The sequence below is a fragment of the Pseudomonas sp. YH-1 genome (assembly GCF_051990045.1).
Taxonomy (GTDB): domain Bacteria; phylum Pseudomonadota; class Gammaproteobacteria; order Pseudomonadales; family Pseudomonadaceae; genus Pseudomonas; species Pseudomonas nicosulfuronedens.
This window is the reverse complement of the sequence record NZ_CP178184.1, coordinates 5,827,939-5,847,202: the sequence shown is the minus strand read 5'-3', so window position 1 is coordinate 5,847,202 and position 19,264 is coordinate 5,827,939. Positions and strand designations below refer to the sequence as shown.

Below are 19,264 nucleotides of genomic sequence, written 5' to 3'. Positions count from 1 at the left end.
AATTCCGTCTTCAGTGCGACTGGCCGGCTTCGACTTCCAGGAGGCCTTCGGTCGCTTGTGCCAGCTCGGCCATGGCCTTGTCCAGCTCATCCAGCGCGGCGGGGCTGTCCGGTTCGTTCTGCTTGAGCAGTGTCTCGGCGCGCTGGCAGGCGGCGCGCAGCATCGGCACGCCGCAGTAGCGGGTGGCGCCGTGCAGGCGGTGGATGCGTTCGAGCAGGGTGTTGCGGTCGTTGCGCTCTCGGGCCTGGCGGATCACCTGGCGGTCGGCGGACAGCGAGGCGAGCAGCATGCCGAGCATGTCGGCGGCCAGTTCCGGCTTGCCGGCGGCCAGGCGCAGGCCTTCCTCCGGGTCCAGTACGCTGAGGCCTTCCAGGGAGGACTGGGCCTGGCGCGGCCGCTCGTCGCGCGGCTCGCCCAGCGCGAGGCCTGTCCACTTGAGGATCACCTGGACCAGCTGGCGCTCGTCGATCGGCTTGGTCAGGTAGTCGTCCATGCCGCCCTGCAGCAGGGCACGCTTCTCGTTGGCCAGGGCATGGGCGGTGAGGGCGATGATCGGCACCGGGCTGACCTCGCGATCGCCTTCCCACTGGCGGATCGCTTCGGTGGCCTGGCGGCCGTCCATGATCGGCATCTGTACGTCCATGAAGACCAGGTCGAAACGCTCGCGCTGTACCGCCTCGACGGCGGCGAGGCCGCTATCCACGGCAGTCACCTCGGCGCCCAGGTCGGTCAGCAGGGTCTTCACCAGCAACAGGTTGGCCGGATTGTCGTCGACGCAGAGCAGACGTGGCGTGCGCTCCAGCTTGCCGTTGACGGCCTTGTCCTTGCGCGCCGGCCGCAGGTGCAGCAGCTCATTGAGTGCCTGCTGCAGCTTGCGCGTGCAGGCGGGTTTGCTCTGCACCTGGGCATCGGGCAACACGTCGTTGTAGTGCGCCTGTTCGATGGTCGGGCAAAGCACCAGGCTCTTGCAGCCGTGCTGTTCCAGCTCGCGGATGGACTGGCGCAGCGCCTCGGGCGGGTGGTCTGCGGCGGTTACACCGAGCAGCGCCAGGGTGATTGGCGCCTTGTCCGACGGCCCGGCCAGCAGGGTCTTTTCCAGCGTGACGAGGTCGGGGAACTCGGTGACCTCCAGGCCGCAGTCTTCCAGCTGGTGATGCAGGGCCGTGCGGGTCAGTTCGTGGGGTTCATACAGTGCCACGCGCAGGCCGCCGGCCAGGGCGTGCGGCAGGTCGTCGCCGTCGTCGCGGGCCTTGGGCAGGTTGAGGCTGATCCAGAATTCCGAGCCGTCGCCGGCGCTGCTTTCCACGCCGATCTCACCGCCCATCTGCTCGATCAGGCGCTTGGAGATGACCAGACCCAGGCCGGTGCCGCCGGCTTGGCGCGAGAGGGAGTTATCCGCCTGGCTGAAGGCCTGGAACAGCGCGCGCAGGTCGGCGTCGGTCAGGCCAACGCCAGTGTCCTGGACGCTGATGCGCAACTGCGCGCGGTCGTCGCTCTCGTCTTCGAGCATGGCGCGCACGGCGATGCTGCCATCGTGGGTGAACTTGATGGCGTTGCTCACCAGGTTGGTCAGCACCTGCTTCAGGCGCTGCGGGTCGCCCACCAGCTGCAATGGGGTGTCGCGGTAGATCAGGCTGACCAGCTCCAGGTGCTTCTCGTGGGCGGCGGGGGCGAGGATGGTCAGGGTGTCCTGGATCAGCTCGCGCAGGTTGAACGGGATGTTCTCCAGCACCAGCTTGCCGGCCTCGATCTTCGAGAAGTCGAGGATCTCGTTGATGATTCCCAGCAGGCTCTCGGCGGACTTGTGGATGGTGCCTAGGTAGTCCTGCTGGCGGCTGGTCATCTCGCTCTTCTGCAGCAGGTTGGTGAAGCCGAGGATGCCGTTGAGCGGGGTGCGGATCTCGTGGCTCATGTTGGCGAGGAATTCGGACTTGATCCGGCTCGCCTCCAGCGCCTCCTTGCGGGCCAGGTCCAGCTCGATGTTCTGGATCTCGATGGTCTCAAGGTTCTGCCGCACGTCCTCGGTGGCCTGGTCGATGTTGTGCTGCATCTCTTCCTGGGCGCTCTGCAGCGCCTCGGCCATGCGGTTGATGCCGCCGGCCAGCTCATCCAGTTCGTGGCTGCCCAGCGCGGGCAGGCGGGTTTCCAGGCGGCCTTCCTTGAGCTGGGCGACGCCCTGGGCGATCTGCCCCAGGGGTGCGTTGATCGCGCGGCTCATGCGCAGCGCGAGGAGGGCGGTGACCGCCAGTCCCGCGCCGATCAGCAGCAGGCTGGTGAACAGGCTGCGGTAGCCGCGCAGCAGGGTGCCGTGGTGCGACAGTTCCAGCTCGACCCAGCCCAGCAACTTCTCGGCGTCCTCGTCCGGGTCGCCGGACAGGCTGCGGTGCTTGCCCAGCACCGGCAGGAGAAAGTGGGTGGTGTCCAGGTTGCTCGCCATGCTCAGGTGCGAGCCGTCGCCCGAAGGCATGGGGGTGAGGATGCTGGGGCCGGCGTGGACCAGTTTTTCCCGGTCCGGGTCAAGGAAGGTCACGGCGCGCACGTCGGGCTGGTCCAGCGCTTCGTTGGCGATGCGCTCGAGCAGCTCGTTGTTGTGGTTGGCCATCGCCGGGGCCGACAGCGGCGCGAGTTGTTCGGCGATCAGTTGCCCGCGCTCGATCAACTGGGCGTGCATGTCCGACAGCTGCACCCAGGTGAAATAGCCGCCCAGCACCAGCGCCAGCAGGCTGGTGGGCAGCAGGGTGAGCAGCAGTACACGTCCCTTGATGCCGAGATCCTTGAACACGCGCTTCCTCCGATGCGTTTATCCCCGGCAGTGTAGCGGTTCGGACCTTCGTCGGAAGCCCTTTGCCTTGCCGAGAACGCGCAGAATCGTGAATACTCCACGCAATTGCTAATCACTCTTATTTGATATGAATGCCATCGCTTCGTCCGGCTTGCGCCTGCTGACCATCGAGGACGACCCGACCCTGGGCGCCCACCTGTCTTCCCACTTGAGCGAACGCGGCTTCGAGGTCACCTGGTGCCAGGACGGCGACGAAGGCCTGGCCCAGGCGCGCGGCGGCGACTACGACCTGGTGCTGATGGACATCATGCTGCCTGGCATCGGCGGCCTGGATATCCTCCGCACCCTGCGCCGCGAGCGCGCGGTGCCGGTGATCCTGATGTCCGCCCTGGGCGCCGAGCAGGACCGTATCGCTGGCTTTTCCCAGGGCGCCGACGACTATCTGCCCAAGCCTTTCAGTCTTGCCGAGCTGAGCGTGCGTGTGGATGCGGTGCTGCGCCGTGTGGCGCTGGAGCGCGGCAGCCAGTCGCTGAGCTCGGCCCCGACCGGCCTGCAGATGGACCCGCAGAAGGACGACGTCGGCCTCGACGGTCAGTGGGCCGGCCTGACCGGGACCGAATACCGCCTGCTGGAAACCTTCCTCGGCAGCCAGGGCGAGACCCTGAGCAAACCCTTCCTTTATCAGCACGTGCTGCATCGCGCCTTCACCGCCCACGACCGTAGCCTGGACATGCACGTCAGCCACCTGCGCCGCAAGCTCCAGGCCATCGGCTACGTTCGCCACCAGTTGCACACCGTCTGGGGCAAGGGCTACGTGTTCGCCGAGGCCGAGGACTGACATGCCCGGCCGTCACTCGCTGTTCTGGAAACTCGCCTTCGCCCTGGTCGTGCTGTGCCTGTCGGTCATCTGGCTGTCCTGGAACTGGGGCAAGCAGATGGAGCGCGACAGTTACTTCCTGTCCGAGGCAGCACGCCAAGTGCTCGCCAGCTATGCCGACGAGGCCCAGCAAGCCTGGCGTACGGGTGGGGCGGCGGGCGTCGATGCCTGGTTGACGCAGATGAAGCAGCGCGAGCCGGTGTGGATGGTCGTGGTGGATGCCCGCCTGCAATCGCTGGGCACGCAGGCGCTGCCCATGGACGACGTGGCACACCTGACCTTCCAGCGCGGGCTGGACTGGCCGGTGAGCTCGCGCTCGGTGAACCTTCCGTTCATCGGCATTCCCTTCCCGGACGATCCTTCCGCTGGCCGTCTGGTCGTGCAACTGCCGCAGCGCTTCCTGCCCGGCGGCCTGACCTTCCTGCGCCAGTCCATCAGCCATGCGCTGGTACCGGCGATTCTTGCCCTGATGCTCTGCGGGTTGATCTATCGCCGGCTGGTGCGTCCGCTTGGACGTCTGCGCGAACACGCCAATGCCTTGCAGGCGGATAACCTTGGCTCGGTCGCCGGACCGGAACTGATTGCCCGCCGCGACGAACTGGGAGAGTTGGGCCGCGCGCTGGACCACATGGCCGAACGGCTTCGCGGCCATGTCGGCCTGCAGCGCCAGTTGCTGCGCGATCTGTCCCACGAACTGCGCACACCGCTCAGCCGCCTGCGCGTGGCCGGCGACAGCCCGATCAGTGAGGCTGCGCTGCGCCAACGCGTGGAGCGCGAAGTGGAAGTGATGCAGCGCCTGGTCGCCGACACTCTGGAGCTGGCCTGGCTGGACACCGAGCGGCCGCGCCTGGAACTGGAGGAGATCGACCTGCGCTCGCTGTGGGACCTGCTGGTGGACGACGCGCGCTTCGAGGCGGGCTGGAGTGCCGAGCGCTTCCTTTATCAGGTCCCGGCGGATTGCCGCGTGCGCGGTCACCTCAACGGTCTGGCCCAGGCCCTGGAAAACCTGCTGCGCAACGCCATCCGTCATTCGCCGGAAAATGGCCGCATCCGCCTGAGTGGCCGGCGCGAGTCCGCTGGCTGGCACCTGTGGTTGGAGGACGATGGTCCCGGCGTGGCGGAAAGTGACCTGGAGCGCATCTTCCTGCCGTTCACCCGGCTTTCCGACGCGCGTACCGGTGAAGGCTTCGGCCTGGGGCTGAGCATCGCCCGCAGCTCGCTGCGCATGCAGGGTGGCGACCTCTGGGCAGACTGCGCCGAAGCCGGGCTGCGGGTGCACCTGCGCCTGCCCGACGCGGCGGCGGCCTGAGGCAGACCCCGGCTCAGCACACGGCTTGTTAGGAAGTTTCGTATGGCGGGGCGACTTTTGCCGGTATCATAGGGCGCCCTGTTCCAGATCCGAGTGCTTCCATGACCGTGCAGTACCCGACTATCGCCGATTGCGTCGGCCATACCCCGCTGGTGCGCCTGCAGCGCCTGGCCGGGGAAACTTCCAACACCCTGCTGGTGAAACTCGAGGGTAACAACCCCGCGGGTTCGGTGAAGGATCGCCCGGCGCTCTCGATGATCACCCGTGCCGAACTGCGCGGCGACATCAAGCCCGGCGACACGCTGATCGAAGCCACTTCCGGCAATACCGGCATCGCCCTGGCGATGGCGGCGGCGATCAAGGGCTACCGCATGATCCTGATCATGCCCGACAACTCCACCGCCGAACGCAAGGCTGCCATGACCGCCTACGGCGCCGAGCTGATCCTGGTGACCAAGGAGCAGGGTATGGAAGGCGCTCGTGATCTCGCCGACCAGATGGCGCGCGAAGGCCAGGGCAAGGTGCTCGACCAGTTCGCCAACGGCGACAACCCGATTGCCCACTACCACTCCACCGGCCCGGAAATCTGGCAGCAGACCGGCGGTGAGATCACCCATTTCGTCAGCTCCATGGGCACCACCGGCACCATCATGGGCGTGTCGCGCTACCTCAAGGAGCAGAATCCCAACGTGCAGATCGTCGGCCTGCAGCCGATGGAAGGCTCGGCCATCCCCGGTATCCGCCGCTGGCCGCAGGAGTACCTGCCGAAGATCTTCGACGCTACCCGCGTCGACCGCGTCGTCGACATGCAGCAGAGCGAAGCCGAGGACGTGATGCGCCGCCTGGCCCGCGAAGAGGGCATCTTCTGTGGCGTGTCCTCCGGCGGTGCGGTGGCAGCCATGCTGCGCCTGTCGCGCGAACTGGAAAACGCGACCCTGGTCGCGATCATCTGCGACCGTGGCGACCGTTACCTGTCCTCGGGCGTGTTCGACTCCAACTGACATGGCCAAGCAGAGATCCGGCCTGCGCTTCCAGCCCAGCGGCGGAGCGCGCAGCCCTGCGGTACCGGTGGGCAAGAAGCAGCGCCTGAACATCGAGCGCCTGGCCCACGACGGCCGCGGCATTGCCCACATCGACGGCCGCACCTGGTTCGTCGACAACGCCCTGCCGGGTGAGTCGGTGGAAGCCCGTGTGCTTTCGGCTCGCGCGCAGATCGTCGACGCCCGTAGCGAGCGTATCTTCACCGCCGCCGCCAATCGCCGCGCCGAGCCTTGCCCGGTGGCTGGCAGCTGTGGCGGCTGCAGCCTGCAGCACCTGTCCCACGCCGATCAACTGGCGCTCAAGCAGCGCACCCTGGCGGAGCAACTGGAGCGCTTCTCCGGCCTGGTCCCGCAAGCGTGGGCTGCACCGCTGGTCGGGCCGGAGTTCGGCTACCGCCGTCGCGCCCGTCTCGCCGTGCGCTGGGACGTGAAGGCCAAGCGCCTGGACGTCGGCTTCCGCGCCGCCGCCAGCCAGGCAATCGTCGCCTTCGACGATTGCCTGGTGCTGGTGCCTGAACTGCAGGTTCTTGCCCGCGAGCTGCCCGAGTTGCTGCGTGGTTTCGCCAAGCCGCAGAGCCTCGGCCATGTCGAGCTGTTCCACGGTACTTCCAGCGCGTTGCTGCTGCGGCATATCGAACCTTTGTCCGATAGCGATCGCGCGCGACTGCTGGAATTCTGTTCGGCACGGGATGTGCAGCTGTGGTTGCAGGGTGACGGCGAACCGACGCTCTGCTCCGACGGTGCAGAAAACAGTGGGAACCGCGAGCTCGGCTTCCGGCTCGAAGCCTGGAATCTGACCCTGGCCTATCGCCCCGGCGACTTCGTTCAGGTGAACGAGCCGGTGAACGAGGCAATGGTTGCCCAGGCGCTCGACTGGCTCAGACCCGGTAGCGACGAGCGTGTGCTGGACCTCTTCTGCGGCCTGGGCAACTTCGCCCTGCCGCTGGCGAGTCAGGTGCGCGAGGTGGTGGGTGTGGAAGGTGTGCAGACCATGGTCGAGCGCGCTGCCGCCAATGCCCGCGCCAATGGCTTGGCCAATATCCGGTTCCATCAGGCGGACCTGACGAAACCGCTTGCCGAAGCCCCCTGGGCGGCGGAGGATTTCACCGCCGTGCTGCTCGACCCTCCGCGTGACGGAGCCTTCGAGCCGGCGCGGCAGATGCGTTCATTGGGCGCGGAGCGGGTACTCTATGTGTCCTGCAACCCGGCGACCCTGGCGCGCGACGCTGGCGAGTTGGCCCGACAGGGCTATCGTCTGAAGCGCGCCGGCATTCTCGACATGTTCCCGCAGACGGCCCATGTCGAGGCCATGGCTTTGTTCGAGGCAGGCTAGGACGGCCTGCGCAATCCGACCGGCTCAAGCAAGAAAGGCCGGCGCAGTGAGCGGTGTGTTGTGGCGCACCGTGGGGAAGGGTAGACACGATGGTACAGGTGAGAGCGCACCAGCCGGTCAACACCGACGGCAGCATCAATCTCGAGGCCTGGCTGGACCATGTCCAGACCCTGGTCCCGGGCCTGGATCGCCAGGTCCTGCTGGAAGCCTGCGAGTTCGCTCGCGAGGTGGAAGACAGGGCTGTCAGCACGGCTGACAACTCCTGGGCGGACGGAACCTCCAGTTTCCAGACGGGCCTGGAGATCGCCGAGATCCTGGCGGACCTCAAGCTCGACCAGGAGTCGCTGGTCGCCGCGGTGGTCTACCGTGGCGTGCGCGAGGGCAAGGTCAAGCTCGAGGATGTGGCGCAGCGCTTCGGCCCTGTCGTCGCCAAGCTGATCGAGGGCGTGCTGCGCATGGCGGCGATCAGCACCAGTCTCAGTCCGCGACAATCCCTGGTGCTCGGCACCCAGGCGCAGATCGAGAACCTGCGCAAGATGCTGGTGGCCATGGTCGACGACGTGCGCGTCGCGCTGATCAAGCTGGCCGAGCGCACCTGCGCGATCCGCGCGGTGAAGAACGGCGACGAAGAAAAGCGCATGCGTGTCGCCCGCGAGGTGTTCGACATCTACGCGCCGCTGGCCCACCGTCTGGGCATCGGTCACATCAAGTGGGAGCTGGAGGACCTGTCCTTCCGTTATCTCGAGCCTGACCAGTACAAGCAGATCGCCAAGCTGCTGCACGAGCGCCGTCTGGACCGCGAGCAGTACATTGCCACCGTGATGCAGCAGCTCAAGGACGCCCTGGCCGCCACCGGCATCAAGGCGGACCTGTCCGGCCGCGCCAAGCACATCTATTCCATCTGGCGGAAGATGCAGCGCAAGGGCCTGGACTTCAGCCAGATCTACGACGTGCGCGCCGTGCGCGTGCTGGTGCCGGAAATGCGCGACTGCTACACCGCGCTGGGCATCGTGCACACCCTGTGGCGGCACATCCCCAAGGAATTCGACGACTACATCGCCAACCCCAAGGAAAACGGCTACCGCTCGCTGCACACCGCGGTGATCGGTCCCGAGGGCAAGGTGCTGGAAGTGCAGATCCGCACCCACGCCATGCACGAGGAAGCCGAGTTGGGCGTCTGCGCGCACTGGCGCTACAAGGGCACCGACGTCAAGGCCAGCTCCAACCATTACGAAGAGAAGATTTCCTGGCTGCGCCAGGTGCTCGAATGGCACGAGGAGCTGGGCGACATCGGCGGCCTGGCCGAGCAGCTGCGGGTGGATATCGAGCCCGACCGGGTCTACGTCTTCACCCCTGACGGTCACGCCATCGACCTGCCCAAGGGTTCCACGCCGCTGGACTTCGCGTACCGCGTGCATACCGAGGTTGGCCACAACTGCCGCGGCGCCAAGATCAACGGCCGTATCGTGCCGCTGAACTACAGCCTGCAGACCGGCGAGCAGGTGGAAATCATCACCGGCAAGCAGAGCGGGCCGAGCCGCGACTGGCTGAACCAGAACCTGGGTTATGTCACCACGTCGCGAGCACGGGCGAAGATCGTCCACTGGTTCAAGCTGCAGGCGCGCGACCAGAACGTCGCCGCCGGCAAGGCCATGCTGGAGCGCGAGCTGGGTCGCCTGGCGCTGCCGCCGGTGGACTTCGAGAAGCTCGCCGAGAAGGCCAACTACAAGACCGGTGAAGACCTGTTCGCCGCCCTGGGCGCCGGCGACCTGCGCCTGGCCCATGTGGTCAACTACGCGCAGCAGCTGGTGGAGCCGGAGCGCGGCACCGAGCAGCTCGAACTCATCCCGCGCAAGCCGAGCAAGATCGGCCACGGCAAGCGCGGCGACATCCAGATCCAGGGCGTCGGCAACCTGCTGACGCAGATGGCGGGCTGCTGCCAGCCGCTGCCGGGCGACCCGATCGTCGGCTACATCACCCTTGGCCGCGGTGTCACCATCCACCGCCAGGACTGTGCCACCGCGCTGCAACTGGCCGGCCGCGAGCCGGAGCGGATCATCCAGGTCAGCTGGGGTCCGGTACCGGTCAGCACCTATCCGGTGGATATCGTCATCCGGGCCTACGACCGTTCCGGCCTGTTGCGCGACGTCTCGCAGATGCTGCTCAACGAGCGCATCAACGTGCTGGCGGTGAACACCCGTTCGGACAAGGAAGACAACACCGCAGTGATGCGTCTGACCATCGAGATCCCGGGTCTCGATTCGCTGGGTCGTCTGCTGGCGCGCATCTCCCAACTGCCCAACATCATCGAGGCGCGGCGTGATCGCGCGGGTGCCAAGGATGCATAAGCTCGACGACCTGCTGTACCTGATGGCCCGGCTGCGCGACCCGCAGCACGGCTGCCCCTGGGACCTGAAGCAGAGCTACGCGACCATCGTCCCGTACACCCTCGAGGAAGCCTACGAAGTCGCCGATGCTATCGAGCGCGGCGATTTCGACCACCTGCGCGAGGAGCTGGGTGACCTGCTCTTCCAGGTCGTCTACTACGCGCAACTGGCGCGGGAAGAGGGGCGCTTCGAGTTCGACGCGGTAGTCGATGGCATCACCACCAAGCTGATCCGTCGCCATCCCCACGTGTTCCCCGACGGCGACCTGTACGGTGAGTCCGATCCGGCAAAGCTGGCGGAAGCGGCGGTCAAGCAACGCTGGGAAGAGCTCAAGGCTGAGGAGCGCGCCGCCAAGGCCGCCGAACCGGTGCAGTTGTCCCTGCTGGACGATGTGCCCAACGCCCTGCCAGCACTGAGCCGCGCCGCCAAGCTGCAGAGGCGCGCTTCCCAGGTCGGCTTCGACTGGGCCGATGCCCTGCCGGTGGTGGACAAGGTTCGCGAGGAGCTGGACGAGGTGCTCGAAGCCATGGCTGGCGGCGACACCGAGGCCCAGGCCGAGGAAGTGGGCGACCTGTTGTTCGTGGTGGTCAACCTGGCGCGCAAGCTCAAGGTCGATCCGGAAACCGCCTTGCGCGCCGCCAACGCCAAGTTCGAACGCCGCTTCCGCTACATCGAGACGGCGTTGCGCGACCAGGGCCGTACGCTGGAAGACAGCAACCTGGAAGAGATGGACGAGCTGTGGGGCGCCGCCAAGCGCGACGAGAAGAACCCGCTCAGCTGTGGATAAGTGCTTGCGTCCATGAAAAAGCCCCGCGATTGCGGGGCTTTTTTGTGGCGCTCCTGCAGCTAAGGCCGATCAGCCGAACAGCCAGCGCAGGATCAGTACCAGCAGCACGACGGCCAGGATCGGTCGGCCGATGCGGTAGGCCTTGGGATAGGCGCGCTTGAACACCTTCACCTTGCTGCCCACGGCGTCGCCGAAGCGGATCAGCACCGAGTAGGCCTGGTTGATCCCGCCTACCCGTTCGCCTTCGACGTTCTGCGGCGCCGTGGCACGCCCGAGGAAGGCGCTGACGCGGCGGTTGATGCGGGTCAGCAGCGGCGACTTGAGCGGGCGCTCGATGTCGCAGAAGAGGATCAGGCGCGATTCGTCCGTCTCGTTCTTCACCCAGTGGACGAAGGTCTCGTCGAACATCACGTCCTGGCCGTCGCGCCAGGCGTAGGGCTGGCCGTCGACGAAGATGCGGCATTCATCGGAGTTTGGCGTGGCCAGGCCCAGGTGGTAGCGCAGCGAACCCCCGTAGGGGTCGCGGTGCTTGTTCAGGTGGCTGCGCGGTGGCAGGCGGGTGAACATCGCGCCCTTGACGTTGGGGATGCTGCTCACCAGCTCCACGGTCTTGGGGCACAGCTGTTGCGCCGAGGGCAGGGGGCCGTCGTACCAGGTCAGGTAGAAGCGGGTCCAGCCCTTCTTGAAGAAGGAGCCGAAGCCGGCCTCGTTGTTGTTCAGGGCGTCGCGGATGTAGCCCTCGTCGAACAGCTGCTCGGCCTCCTCGCGGATCATCTGCCAGTTGTCGCGCAGCTTGTCGAGCTCGGGGAAGCGCTCGCGGTCCAGGTAGGGCTTGGACGGCACGCTGGAGTTCAGGTACATCAGCGAGTTGTAGGGGGCGAACCAGGCGGAGTGGTTCACCACCTGGCGCAGGAAGGGCAGCCGTACCTTGCCGCGCAGGTGCACGTAGAGGATGGCGACGAGGAAAATGGCCAGTATCGCGAGAACGATGAGCTTCAGCATGGAGGTAACGAGTCCGCTCCAGATGAGTGAATTCGAGCCAGGCACTTGCGCTGCGCTGGCACAGGCCCGAGGATTATACCCCCTGAGGACGGTCCCGCCGCACCTATGCGTTGGTCTGGGAGTTGTCCTGCATCATTATGGGCTGTTGGAGAGCCTTGATTCATGAGCATGTCATTGCGTGATCAGTTGCTGAAAGCCGGACTGGTCAACGAGAAGCAGGCCAAGCAGGCCGGCAAGCAGAAGCAGAAACAGCAGCGCCTGGAGCACAAGAACCAGGTAGAAAAGGACGACAGCCAGCGTCAGGCAGCCCTGCAGGCCCAGGCCGAGAAACAGGCACGCGATGCCGAGCTGAACCGCCAACAGCAGGAGAAGGCCGACAAGAAGGCCAAGGCCGCACAGATCAAGCAACTGATCGAGGGCACGCGCCTGCCGAAGCTGGAATCGGACGACTACTACAACTTCGTCGACAACAAGAAGGTCAAGCGCATCGCGGTCAATGACCTGATCCGCGACAAGCTCAGCCGCGGCAGCCTGGCCATCGTCAGCTACGACGGTCGCTACGAGATCGTGCCGCGCGATGCCGCGCTGCGCATCCAGGAGCGCGACGAGCGCCGCATCATCGTCCTCAGCGAGCCCAGCGGCGAGCCGGATGAAGACGATCCGTACAAGGATTACGTGGTGCCCGACGACCTCATGTGGTGAGGTTGTTGCGGCCGCTCAGCGGGCTGCATTCAGCTCCACCCTTCCAAACAGCGCCTGCGCCGACAGCGGCGTGATGGCGTGCAGACGGTCCAGCCGGAATTCCCGGCTGGCATCGTCCACCCGCACCTCGAGAAATTCCTCCAGCACTCCGCCCGCACTCCTTCGCGTCTGCGTGGTGAAGGCCCGGGCGTCGAACGCCAGGCCTTCACGCAGCTCGATACGCAGCCAGTAGCGGTAGAGGCAGGCGATCTCCAGATAGTCGTGGAGGTCGCAGTGCAGCGGCCGGTAGTGGCTCATGTCGGCCAACCTTATTTCAGATCGGCCAGGGCGGCGCCGAAGTTCAGGTGCAGCACCTGCCCATCGACCACCAGCGCCGGTACGGATTTCACCCCGGCGGCCTCGGCTTCGGCCACACGCGGCGACTGCTCGCCCAGGTGCACTACTTCGACTTCGCGGTTCAGCAACGGCAGCAGCGCGCGCTCGGCTTCGACGCAGACGGGGCAACCGGCATGGTAGTAAACGGTTTTGCTCATGATCGTTCTCCTGATTAGTTAAGTATCGATTCGATACCAGTTGAGTCTGCGATCGAAATGAGCCTTCTGTCAAACTGGTTTTTGATCGATACTATCTGTCGGGAGGATTAGCTCATGACCGATACGACCCTGTACGACTACCTCGAACGCATCGCCAGCCTGATGCGCGCCTGGGCGCGCGAGCAGCCGTTGATGGCCGATCTGCAGCCGATCCAGCTGAGCGCGCTGAATTATCTCGCTCGCTGCAACCGCTATTCGAACACGCCGTTGGGGGTGACGGATTTCCTCGGGTTGACCAAGGGCACGGTGTCCCAGTCGCTCAAGGCGCTGGAGGCCAAGGGGCTGATTGAGAAACGACCAGACGCTCAGGACCGCCGCAGTGTGCACCTGGAGCTGACGCAGGAGGGCAGGGGGCTGATCGATGCGCTGGTGCCACCGGCTTTCCTGCGCCGCGCCGAAGAGTCATTGGGGGAGCGCAGCGAGTTGCTGGTCGAACTGCTGCAGGAGTTGCTGGCGACCGTGCAACGCCAGGAAAACGTGCCGGGGTTCGGCCTGTGCCGTACCTGCCGCTTCCACCAGAAACGGGAGGACGGCGCGCTCTGCGGGCTGACGGGGGAAAGGCTGGATGCGCACGAAGGCGGGCTGATCTGCCGCGAGCATGCGGCGCCCGATGAAGCGGCCTGAACGGCCCTCTCTGGCAGAATCGCAGGCATGAAAAAGCCGGGCAGATGCCCGGCTTTTTCATGGCGCAGAAGCTATCAGAAGCGATAGGTCATCTGCGCGGTCAGGCCGTGGGCGCTGTTGTCGTACTTGGCGCTGTAGGCCGGCTGCAGTTGCAGGCCTGCCAGTTCCTGGCCGTCCGGCTGGTTCACGCCGGCGGTGGACTCCCACAGGTAGGCGTAAGCCACGTCGATAGTCATGTCGGCGTTGGGCGAGTAGCCGGCGCCCAGGGTGAAGATCTTGCGATCGCCCACCGGGATGCGCACGGTACGGTGCTCGTTGGTGGTCGGCGACGGATCGTAGGCGAAGCCGGTACGCAGCACCCACTGGTCGTTCCACTGGTAGGAGGTACCGATCGCGGCCGACCAGGTGTCGTGCCAGCTCAGGTCTTCACCGATGGTATCGAAAGCGGCCAGCGGTGCGCCGGTGTTCTGCACTTCGATGGACTTCAGACGGCTCCAGCGCGTCCAGGTGGTGCCGCCGTAGACGGTCCAGCGGTCATCCAGCTTCTGGGTGACGGACAGGTCCAGGGACTCGGGCAGGGTGATGTCCAGGCTCGCGTCCATGCGCGAGTCGAACAGGCCGGCCGGGGAGTTGGAGACGGTGGTGTGGCCCTTGAGTTCGTACTTGACCTTGGAGTGGTAGGTCGCGCCGATGGAGGTGCTCTCGGTCGGGGTGACCAGCAGGCCGACGTTGAAGCCGGCGGCGGTGTCGTCACCTTTGATGCTGATCTTGGTGTCGTCCGTGGCGCCGAACAGGCCCTTGGTCGCGAGGTTGTTCTCCAGCTTGCCGTCGATGCGGTTGATGGTCGGGCCGAAGCCGACCGACACCACGTCGTTGAACTTGTAGCTGATGGTCGGCTGGACGGTGATCACCTGGACCTTGCTGTAGGAACCGTGGGAACGGCCCTGGAAGCCACTTTCGTAGTCGTTGATGATGCCGTAGGGCACATAGATGCCCAGGCCAACGCTGACCTTGTCGTCCAGCGGGGTGACGAAGTAGCCGAACGGCACAGCAGCCAGCGGGACGGAGTCGCCCTTGTTGGAGCCAGAGGCAGTGCTGTGGGCGTCACTGATGTCGTCCTTGGCGGAAACAACGGCGAGACCGCCGCTGACTTCAGTGCGCTTGAGCTTGGACATGCCGGCAGGGTTGCCGTAGATGGTGCTGGCGTCCAATGCCGAAGAAGCACGGCCCGCGTAGGCGGTACCGGCGCCGCTGGCGCTCTGCTCGTTGATGGCGATGCCGTTGGCGAGAGCCTGGGCAGAGGCAGCGCTAATGGTCAGGGCTAGTGTGGTCTTGAGCCATGTTGTTTTCATTGTAAGAGCAACTCCTGTGTTTAACGGCGCGCAAGCTATCAAGATTCCCTTTACTTGGGTAGTGCCGGAAAAAGGCTCTACCTTGGGCCTTGAAGCTCAAACGAACGTTCCATCGGGATGGCGGCCGTTCGTCGCTGTATGTAAATTTTTTCTGACCGATCGGTCACTAAGTGGAGTTGGCCGAAATGCTTACGCGACGCGACTGAAATTTCCGACGTAGCTGTGCCACGCGTCGACGAAGTCGTGCAGGCGGCCGTGGGGATGGAAAACCTGGCGCCAGATCCGGGCCAGCTCCATGGGGTCGTCCGCCAGCGGCAGATGCAGGTGCTCCGCCTCCACCAGCATCCAGGCGATGGCGGTGCTGTAGCGCAGGTTGACCGTGAGTTCTAGGTGCGGTGCGTCGAGGAAGGCATGCTGGCTGGCCAGCCCTCTGACGCGGCTGGCCAGCTCGGGGTCCAGCGCCAGGAATCCATCCCAGAGCGTCTGGTGCCGTTGTTCACCAATGCGATACAGCCCGTGGCCATGGCTGTCATCGAGGGCGCTCCCCAGCGCCGACTGACAGGCCGCTGCCCCCAGCAGCAGCGATTCGGCCGCGACACTGTGACGCCCCAGGTAGTGCAGGGTAGGGCGAATCACATACTGGCAAAGATCGTTCGCGGCGATTCCCATGACATCCTCGTCATCAATGACCGGCGGGGCTGGGCGTCTTGGCAGCTTCTGATGATTATCCTCGGCCCCGCCGGAAGCGGACTTAGCCGCTCGAATTGAAGTGTAGTGCGATGAAGATGCTGTAAAGGACTGTTTTTAAATTGTTTCGTCGGCGCGGAAAGCCTTCATATGCCTTCTGGCGATTAGATGCTCGACGGTAACTCCGGCATTGCCGAGAGCTTCTCCTCGGCCTCTTCGTGTCCCTGGTCGGCCGCTTTCTGGTACCAGGTACGGGCCTGTGCCGGGTTCTTGGCCACGCCACGGCCCTTGGCGTAGCTCTCCGCCACCTGGAACTCGGCATCCACATCACCCTGCTCGGCAGACTGCAGATAGAGGGCGAAGGCCTTCTTGTAGCTGCGGGTCACGCCAGTGCCGTTCTCGTACATGATCGCGAGGTTGTACTGGGCATCCTTGTCGCCCTGGTCGACGGCTTTCTGGTACCAGTACACCGCCTTGGCGTTGTCCTGTTCGACACCGTCGCCATTGTCGTAGGCGTTGCCGAGGTTGTACTGGGCGCAGGCATGGCCCTGCTGGGCGGCCTTCTCGTACCAGTAGGCCGCTTTCTCGTAGTCCTGGTCGTACTCGTCGCTGCCCGAGTCGTATTCCAGGCCGAGTGTGTACTGCGCGCTGGCATGGCCGGCCTTGGCGGCCTTCACCAGGTCTTCGCCGTAGAGATCGGACCACTCGTCCTGAATGGCGCAGGGCGTCGCTTCCAGTTCAGCGGCGTGGACGGGGATGGTGCTGCACAGGCCCAGCAGGAGGCTGGCGAGCAGGATTGGGCGGATGCGCGAAGGCATGGGATCACTCCTTTGAAGAATGGGCACGAGTCTGACCGATGCCCTGACACCTATCCATAGGAACGGAAGGCGCTGGCGTGAGGCGTCTTCCGTTTTTTCCGCCAGAGCGGGGGAGATCAGTCGCCCTTGGCCACCGGGCGGCGCGTATCGGTGATCCATTCGCTCCAGGAACCAGCGTACAGGCGACCCAACGGGTAGCCCGCCAGGCTCAAGGCGAACAGGTTGTGGCAGGCGGTGACACCGGAACCGCAGTAGGCGACCAGATCCTCTGCCGGGCGCCCGCGCAGCAGGCCGGCGAAGCGCTGGTGCAGGTGTTCCGGGCGCAGGAAGCGGCCGTCGTTGCCGAGGTTGTCGGTGAAGGCCGCGCACTGGGCGCCGGGAATGTGCCCGGCGACCGGGTCGATGGGTTCGACCTCGCCACGGAAACGCGGCAGGCCACGGGCGTCGATCAGTGGCAGTTCGGCCTCGCCGAGTTTCGCGGCCAGTTCGCTGGCGCTGATCAACAGGCTGTTGTCCGGCTCGCCCTTGAAGTCACCAGGGCGCAGCGGCGTTTCGGCGGTCGTCAGGCGCAGGCCCGCGTTGCGCCAGGCGGTCAGCCCGCCATCAAGCAGATACACGCCCTCGCTCTTGCCCAGCCACAGTAGCAGCCACCAGGCACGGGCGGCGAAGGCGCCGGGACCGTCGTCATACAGCACCACTTCACTGTCGGCGTTCAGGCCCCAGGCACGCAGGTGTTCCTGCAGGTGTTGCGGATCGGGCAGCGGATGGCGGCCAGTGATGCCTGGGATCACCGGGGACGAAAGGTCCCGGTTGAGGTCGGCGAAATGCGCACCGGGGATGTGGTTCTCCTGGTAGCTGCGCGCGCCGTAGGCAGGGTCTTCAAGGGAGAAGCGGCAATCGAGCAGGACAAGATTCGGGTCATCGAGGCGGGCGGCCAGTTGCTCGGGCGTGAGCAGGCGGGCTTGGGTCATGGGCGCGTTCCTGTGTCGTGACGGGGCTGAGGCGCATCATAAGGCTTGTACGATGAAAAGTTGTGGGAGTTGGCGAACATGCACGACCAGCAATCGGCACCGCGCAAGGCGGGCCCGCTGCGCGTCGCCCTGGTGGGACTGGCGACCGTTCTGATCACCCTGGGCTACAGTGTCCGGGTCCTGGTGCTGGGCGCCATCGGCCAGCTGCGCCGCGCCAAGGTCGACGGATTTACCCGCGACTGGTCAGGCAGCCTGCTGAGCCTGACGGGGGCACGCCTGAGTCGCCATGGCGAGGTGCCGGACTTCGGTGATGGCCGTCGTTACATGATCCTCTGCACCCATTCCAGCTTCTACGACATCCCGGCGATCTTCGTGAGCCTGCCCGGTTCGATCCGCATGTTGGCCAAGCGCGAGCTGTTTGCGGTGCCGGTGTGGGGCGCGGCGATGCGCGCGGCGGAGTTTCCGTCCATCGACCGGCACAACCGCCACCAGGCCATGGCTGACCTGGCGAAGGCGCGCGAGATGATGGAGAGCGGCATCGTGCTCTGGGCCGCGCCCGAGGGTACCCGTTCCAAGGATGGCAAGCTGCAGCCGTTCAAGAAGGGCTGCTTCCGCCTGGCCCAGCAGACCGACGCGATCATCGTCCCGGTGGCAATTCGCGGTATCCAGCAATTGCTGCCGGCCGGCGGACTGAAGCTGAACCTCGGCATGCCGGTGGAGGTGCACGTCGGCGCGCCGATCGATTCCACCCAGTTCACCGAGCACGGCGTCGATGCGCTGATGGGGGAGGTGCGCGAGCGCATGCTGGAGCTGCTGGAGCCTGCCGCAGTACCCACACCGGCGCCTGCCCTGAAGGAGCGGACGCCGGCCTGAGGCGTCAGTGGATGGGTAGCCGGCCGATGCGGTCGTTCTCCAGGCTGCCCAGGTAGAGCACGCCGTTCACCGGCTTGGCCGAGGTCACCATGCGCAGGTGCTGGCCGCTGGTGTCGTGCAGGCTGCGCATGATCTCGCCTTTCTCGTTCACCTGGATCACCAGGCCGTAGGGCACCGGCTTGGGCAGCACGGCGCGCGGCAGCTTGGTGAGCTGGCGTTTCAGCCAGGGCATCTGCTGGATCACGTCGGCGTCAGCCTTGCGCGGCGAAGGCAGGGCGACCCAGAAGGTGCCGCTGCGGTCACTGGCGAGGTTGTCCGGCAGGCCCGGCAGGTTGTCGATGAAGATCTCGTGCTGCCCAGCCTTCTCACCCTTGAGCCAGTAGCGGGTGATGCGGTAGCGGTACGTCTCGTTGACGAGCACGAAGTCCTCGTTCTGTGACAACGCCACACCGTTGGCGAAATACAGGTCCTTGAGCAGCGTCTCGGTCTTGCCGGTGGCCGGGTCATAGCGCAGCAGGCGGCCGTGTGGGCGGGCTTCGAGCAGGTCGAGGACGTAGTCGGGCTGGTGGAAGCGGCTGGAGGCATCACTGAAATAGATGCGCCCGTCGCTGGCGATGTCCAGGTCGTCGGTGAAGGCAAAGGGCACACCGTCGGCCGAATCGGTCAGCATGCGGATCCTGCCCTGCGGATTGATCTCCAGCAGGCCCTTCCAGGCGTCGGCGACGATCAGGTTGCCAGCCTTGTCGAAAGCCAGACCCAACGGGCGGCCGCCAGTTTCGACGAAGGTTTCGGCCTTGCCATCGGCGCCGATGCGCACGATGCGTCCGTCATCGAGTCCGGCAAAAACACGGCCCTGGCTGTCCACGGCGGTGTCTTCGGGGCCGACGATCTGGCCCTGGGCGAGGAGTTCGGCCTTCATCAGCGTGTCGTTGGGTTCCATTACGCCGGTCATCGCTGGCGCCTTGGGTGGCGTCCAGCTCAGCGGGTCGATGGGGCTGGGCGTCAGCGCCAGGTAGACCGAGAGGGCTACGACCAGCAGGACGACCAGTCCGAGAAGCTTTTTCATGCGCAAGCTGCCTTCTTGTAGTTGTGGGCGGGGCGAAGCGTAGAAGTTGCCATGCAGTCGT

The 19,264-nt window shown here is 65.5% G+C and carries 18 protein-coding genes; 9 read left to right on the top strand and 9 right to left on the bottom strand.

Annotated elements, in window-relative coordinates:
• Positions 1 to 10: 10 nt before the first annotated feature.
• Positions 11 to 2,782 (bottom strand): response regulator, encoded by a 2,772-nt coding sequence (locus ACKI1H_RS26705; protein WP_440466843.1) that lies wholly within the window; start codon positions 2,780 to 2,782, stop codon positions 11 to 13.
• A 127-nt stretch (positions 2,783 to 2,909) separates the two neighbouring features.
• Here ACKI1H_RS26705 and ACKI1H_RS26700 point away from each other — a divergent pair, with 127 nt between their 5' ends.
• The 6 genes from ACKI1H_RS26700 to mazG all read left to right on the top strand — a co-directional run bounded on the left by ACKI1H_RS26700 (position 2,910) and on the right by mazG (position 10,515).
• Positions 2,910 to 3,620: a response regulator transcription factor gene (locus tag ACKI1H_RS26700; protein ID WP_440466842.1), complete on the top strand. Its 711-nt coding sequence runs from the start codon at positions 2,910 to 2,912 to the stop codon at positions 3,618 to 3,620.
• Between the two features lies 1 nt (position 3,621).
• Entirely contained in the window at positions 3,622 to 4,968 is a 1,347-nt protein-coding gene (locus ACKI1H_RS26695; RefSeq protein WP_440466841.1) for a HAMP domain-containing sensor histidine kinase, read from the top strand.
• Between the two features lie 101 nt (positions 4,969 to 5,069).
• A complete protein-coding gene (cysM, locus tag ACKI1H_RS26690) occupies positions 5,070 to 5,969 on the top strand; it encodes a cysteine synthase CysM (RefSeq protein WP_045212424.1) in 900 nt (299 codons plus the stop codon).
• A gap of 1 nt (position 5,970) precedes the next feature.
• Positions 5,971 to 7,341, top strand: a complete 1,371-nt coding sequence (gene rlmD, locus ACKI1H_RS26685) for a 23S rRNA (uracil(1939)-C(5))-methyltransferase RlmD (RefSeq protein WP_440466840.1) — start codon at positions 5,971 to 5,973, stop codon at positions 7,339 to 7,341.
• 89 nt (positions 7,342 to 7,430) lie between these two features.
• On the top strand, positions 7,431 to 9,689 hold the full coding sequence (relA, locus tag ACKI1H_RS26680) for a GTP diphosphokinase (protein WP_138520386.1): 2,259 nt from the start codon (positions 7,431 to 7,433) through the stop codon (positions 9,687 to 9,689).
• The gene (gene mazG / locus ACKI1H_RS26675; RefSeq protein WP_440466839.1) at positions 9,682 to 10,515 is read left to right on the top strand and encodes a nucleoside triphosphate pyrophosphohydrolase; all 834 of its coding nucleotides are present in this window, start codon (positions 9,682 to 9,684) and stop codon (positions 10,513 to 10,515) included. The genes relA and mazG overlap by 8 nt, the downstream gene beginning before the upstream one ends.
• Positions 10,516 to 10,584: 69 nt before the next feature.
• Here the strand turns inward: mazG and ACKI1H_RS26670 are convergent, their stop codons facing one another.
• The gene (locus ACKI1H_RS26670) at positions 10,585 to 11,517 is read right to left on the bottom strand and encodes an aspartyl/asparaginyl beta-hydroxylase domain-containing protein (RefSeq protein ID WP_138520388.1); all 933 of its coding nucleotides are present in this window, start codon (positions 11,515 to 11,517) and stop codon (positions 10,585 to 10,587) included.
• Positions 11,518 to 11,679: 162 nt separating this feature from the next.
• Here ACKI1H_RS26670 and ACKI1H_RS26665 point away from each other — a divergent pair, with 162 nt between their 5' ends.
• Positions 11,680 to 12,219 carry a DUF2058 domain-containing protein gene (locus tag ACKI1H_RS26665; RefSeq protein ID WP_138520389.1) on the top strand — a complete coding sequence of 180 codons (540 nt, stop codon included), beginning with the start codon at positions 11,680 to 11,682 and terminating at the stop codon, positions 12,217 to 12,219.
• Between the two features lie 15 nt (positions 12,220 to 12,234).
• On the opposite strand, the gene ACKI1H_RS26660 is transcribed toward ACKI1H_RS26665, so the two are convergent.
• Together ACKI1H_RS26660 and ACKI1H_RS26655 are read right to left on the bottom strand one after the other, a co-directional pair.
• On the bottom strand, positions 12,235 to 12,516 hold the full coding sequence (locus tag ACKI1H_RS26660) for a Rho-binding antiterminator (protein ID WP_440466838.1): 282 nt from the start codon (positions 12,514 to 12,516) through the stop codon (positions 12,235 to 12,237).
• An 11-nt stretch (positions 12,517 to 12,527) separates the two neighbouring features.
• The gene (locus ACKI1H_RS26655; RefSeq protein WP_138520391.1) at positions 12,528 to 12,752 is read right to left on the bottom strand and encodes a glutaredoxin family protein; all 225 of its coding nucleotides are present in this window, start codon (positions 12,750 to 12,752) and stop codon (positions 12,528 to 12,530) included.
• Positions 12,753 to 12,866: 114 nt separating this feature from the next.
• Between ACKI1H_RS26655 and ACKI1H_RS26650 the strand changes: the two genes are divergently transcribed.
• Positions 12,867 to 13,436, top strand: a complete 570-nt coding sequence (locus tag ACKI1H_RS26650; protein ID WP_138520392.1) for a MarR family winged helix-turn-helix transcriptional regulator — start codon at positions 12,867 to 12,869, stop codon at positions 13,434 to 13,436.
• A gap of 74 nt (positions 13,437 to 13,510) precedes the next feature.
• On the opposite strand, the gene ACKI1H_RS26645 is transcribed toward ACKI1H_RS26650, so the two are convergent.
• The 4 genes from ACKI1H_RS26645 to ACKI1H_RS26630 form a co-directional block, all read right to left on the bottom strand.
• Complete coding sequence (locus ACKI1H_RS26645; RefSeq protein ID WP_440466837.1) at positions 13,511 to 14,788, bottom strand: outer membrane protein transport protein; 1,278 nt, start codon at positions 14,786 to 14,788, stop codon at positions 13,511 to 13,513.
• 189 nt (positions 14,789 to 14,977) lie between these two features.
• The gene (locus ACKI1H_RS26640) at positions 14,978 to 15,457 is read right to left on the bottom strand and encodes a hypothetical protein (protein ID WP_138520394.1); all 480 of its coding nucleotides are present in this window, start codon (positions 15,455 to 15,457) and stop codon (positions 14,978 to 14,980) included.
• 182 nt (positions 15,458 to 15,639) lie between these two features.
• A complete protein-coding gene (locus tag ACKI1H_RS26635; protein ID WP_138520395.1) occupies positions 15,640 to 16,293 on the bottom strand; it encodes a tetratricopeptide repeat protein in 654 nt (217 codons plus the stop codon).
• Between the two features lie 116 nt (positions 16,294 to 16,409).
• Positions 16,410 to 17,264, bottom strand: a complete 855-nt coding sequence (locus ACKI1H_RS26630) for a sulfurtransferase (protein ID WP_440466836.1) — start codon at positions 17,262 to 17,264, stop codon at positions 16,410 to 16,412.
• A gap of 78 nt (positions 17,265 to 17,342) precedes the next feature.
• On the opposite strand from ACKI1H_RS26630, the gene ACKI1H_RS26625 reads away from it, so the two are divergent.
• Positions 17,343 to 18,137 (top strand): lysophospholipid acyltransferase family protein, encoded by a 795-nt coding sequence (locus ACKI1H_RS26625; RefSeq protein ID WP_440466835.1) that lies wholly within the window; start codon positions 17,343 to 17,345, stop codon positions 18,135 to 18,137.
• Positions 18,138 to 18,141: 4 nt separating this feature from the next.
• On the opposite strand, the gene ACKI1H_RS26620 is transcribed toward ACKI1H_RS26625, so the two are convergent.
• Positions 18,142 to 19,203: an SMP-30/gluconolactonase/LRE family protein gene (locus tag ACKI1H_RS26620; protein WP_440466834.1), complete on the bottom strand. Its 1,062-nt coding sequence runs from the start codon at positions 19,201 to 19,203 to the stop codon at positions 18,142 to 18,144.
• Between the last annotated feature and the right edge of the window lie 61 nt (positions 19,204 to 19,264).

Coding starts and splice junctions, on each gene's coding strand:
- ACKI1H_RS26660 (WP_440466838.1), bottom strand. CDS start 12,516: ATGAGCCACTACCGGCCGCTGCACTGCGACCTCCACGACTATCTGGAG.
- mazG (WP_440466839.1), top strand. CDS start 9,682: ATGCATAAGCTCGACGACCTGCTGTACCTGATGGCCCGGCTGCGCGAC.
- ACKI1H_RS26700 (WP_440466842.1), top strand. CDS start 2,910: ATGAATGCCATCGCTTCGTCCGGCTTGCGCCTGCTGACCATCGAGGAC.
- ACKI1H_RS26650 (WP_138520392.1), top strand. CDS start 12,867: ATGACCGATACGACCCTGTACGACTACCTCGAACGCATCGCCAGCCTG.
- cysM (WP_045212424.1), top strand. CDS start 5,070: ATGACCGTGCAGTACCCGACTATCGCCGATTGCGTCGGCCATACCCCG.
- ACKI1H_RS26670 (WP_138520388.1), bottom strand. CDS start 11,517: ATGCTGAAGCTCATCGTTCTCGCGATACTGGCCATTTTCCTCGTCGCC.
- ACKI1H_RS26665 (WP_138520389.1), top strand. CDS start 11,680: ATGAGCATGTCATTGCGTGATCAGTTGCTGAAAGCCGGACTGGTCAAC.
- ACKI1H_RS26695 (WP_440466841.1), top strand. CDS start 3,622: ATGCCCGGCCGTCACTCGCTGTTCTGGAAACTCGCCTTCGCCCTGGTC.
- relA (WP_138520386.1), top strand. CDS start 7,431: ATGGTACAGGTGAGAGCGCACCAGCCGGTCAACACCGACGGCAGCATC.
- ACKI1H_RS26655 (WP_138520391.1), bottom strand. CDS start 12,752: ATGAGCAAAACCGTTTACTACCATGCCGGTTGCCCCGTCTGCGTCGAA.
- ACKI1H_RS26630 (WP_440466836.1), bottom strand. CDS start 17,264: ATGACCCAAGCCCGCCTGCTCACGCCCGAGCAACTGGCCGCCCGCCTC.
- ACKI1H_RS26645 (WP_440466837.1), bottom strand. CDS start 14,788: ATGAAAACAACATGGCTCAAGACCACACTAGCCCTGACCATTAGCGCT.
- rlmD (WP_440466840.1), top strand. CDS start 5,971: ATGGCCAAGCAGAGATCCGGCCTGCGCTTCCAGCCCAGCGGCGGAGCG.
- ACKI1H_RS26625 (WP_440466835.1), top strand. CDS start 17,343: ATGCACGACCAGCAATCGGCACCGCGCAAGGCGGGCCCGCTGCGCGTC.
- ACKI1H_RS26640 (WP_138520394.1), bottom strand. CDS start 15,457: ATGGGAATCGCCGCGAACGATCTTTGCCAGTATGTGATTCGCCCTACC.
- ACKI1H_RS26635 (WP_138520395.1), bottom strand. CDS start 16,293: ATGCCTTCGCGCATCCGCCCAATCCTGCTCGCCAGCCTCCTGCTGGGC.
- ACKI1H_RS26620 (WP_440466834.1), bottom strand. CDS start 19,203: ATGAAAAAGCTTCTCGGACTGGTCGTCCTGCTGGTCGTAGCCCTCTCG.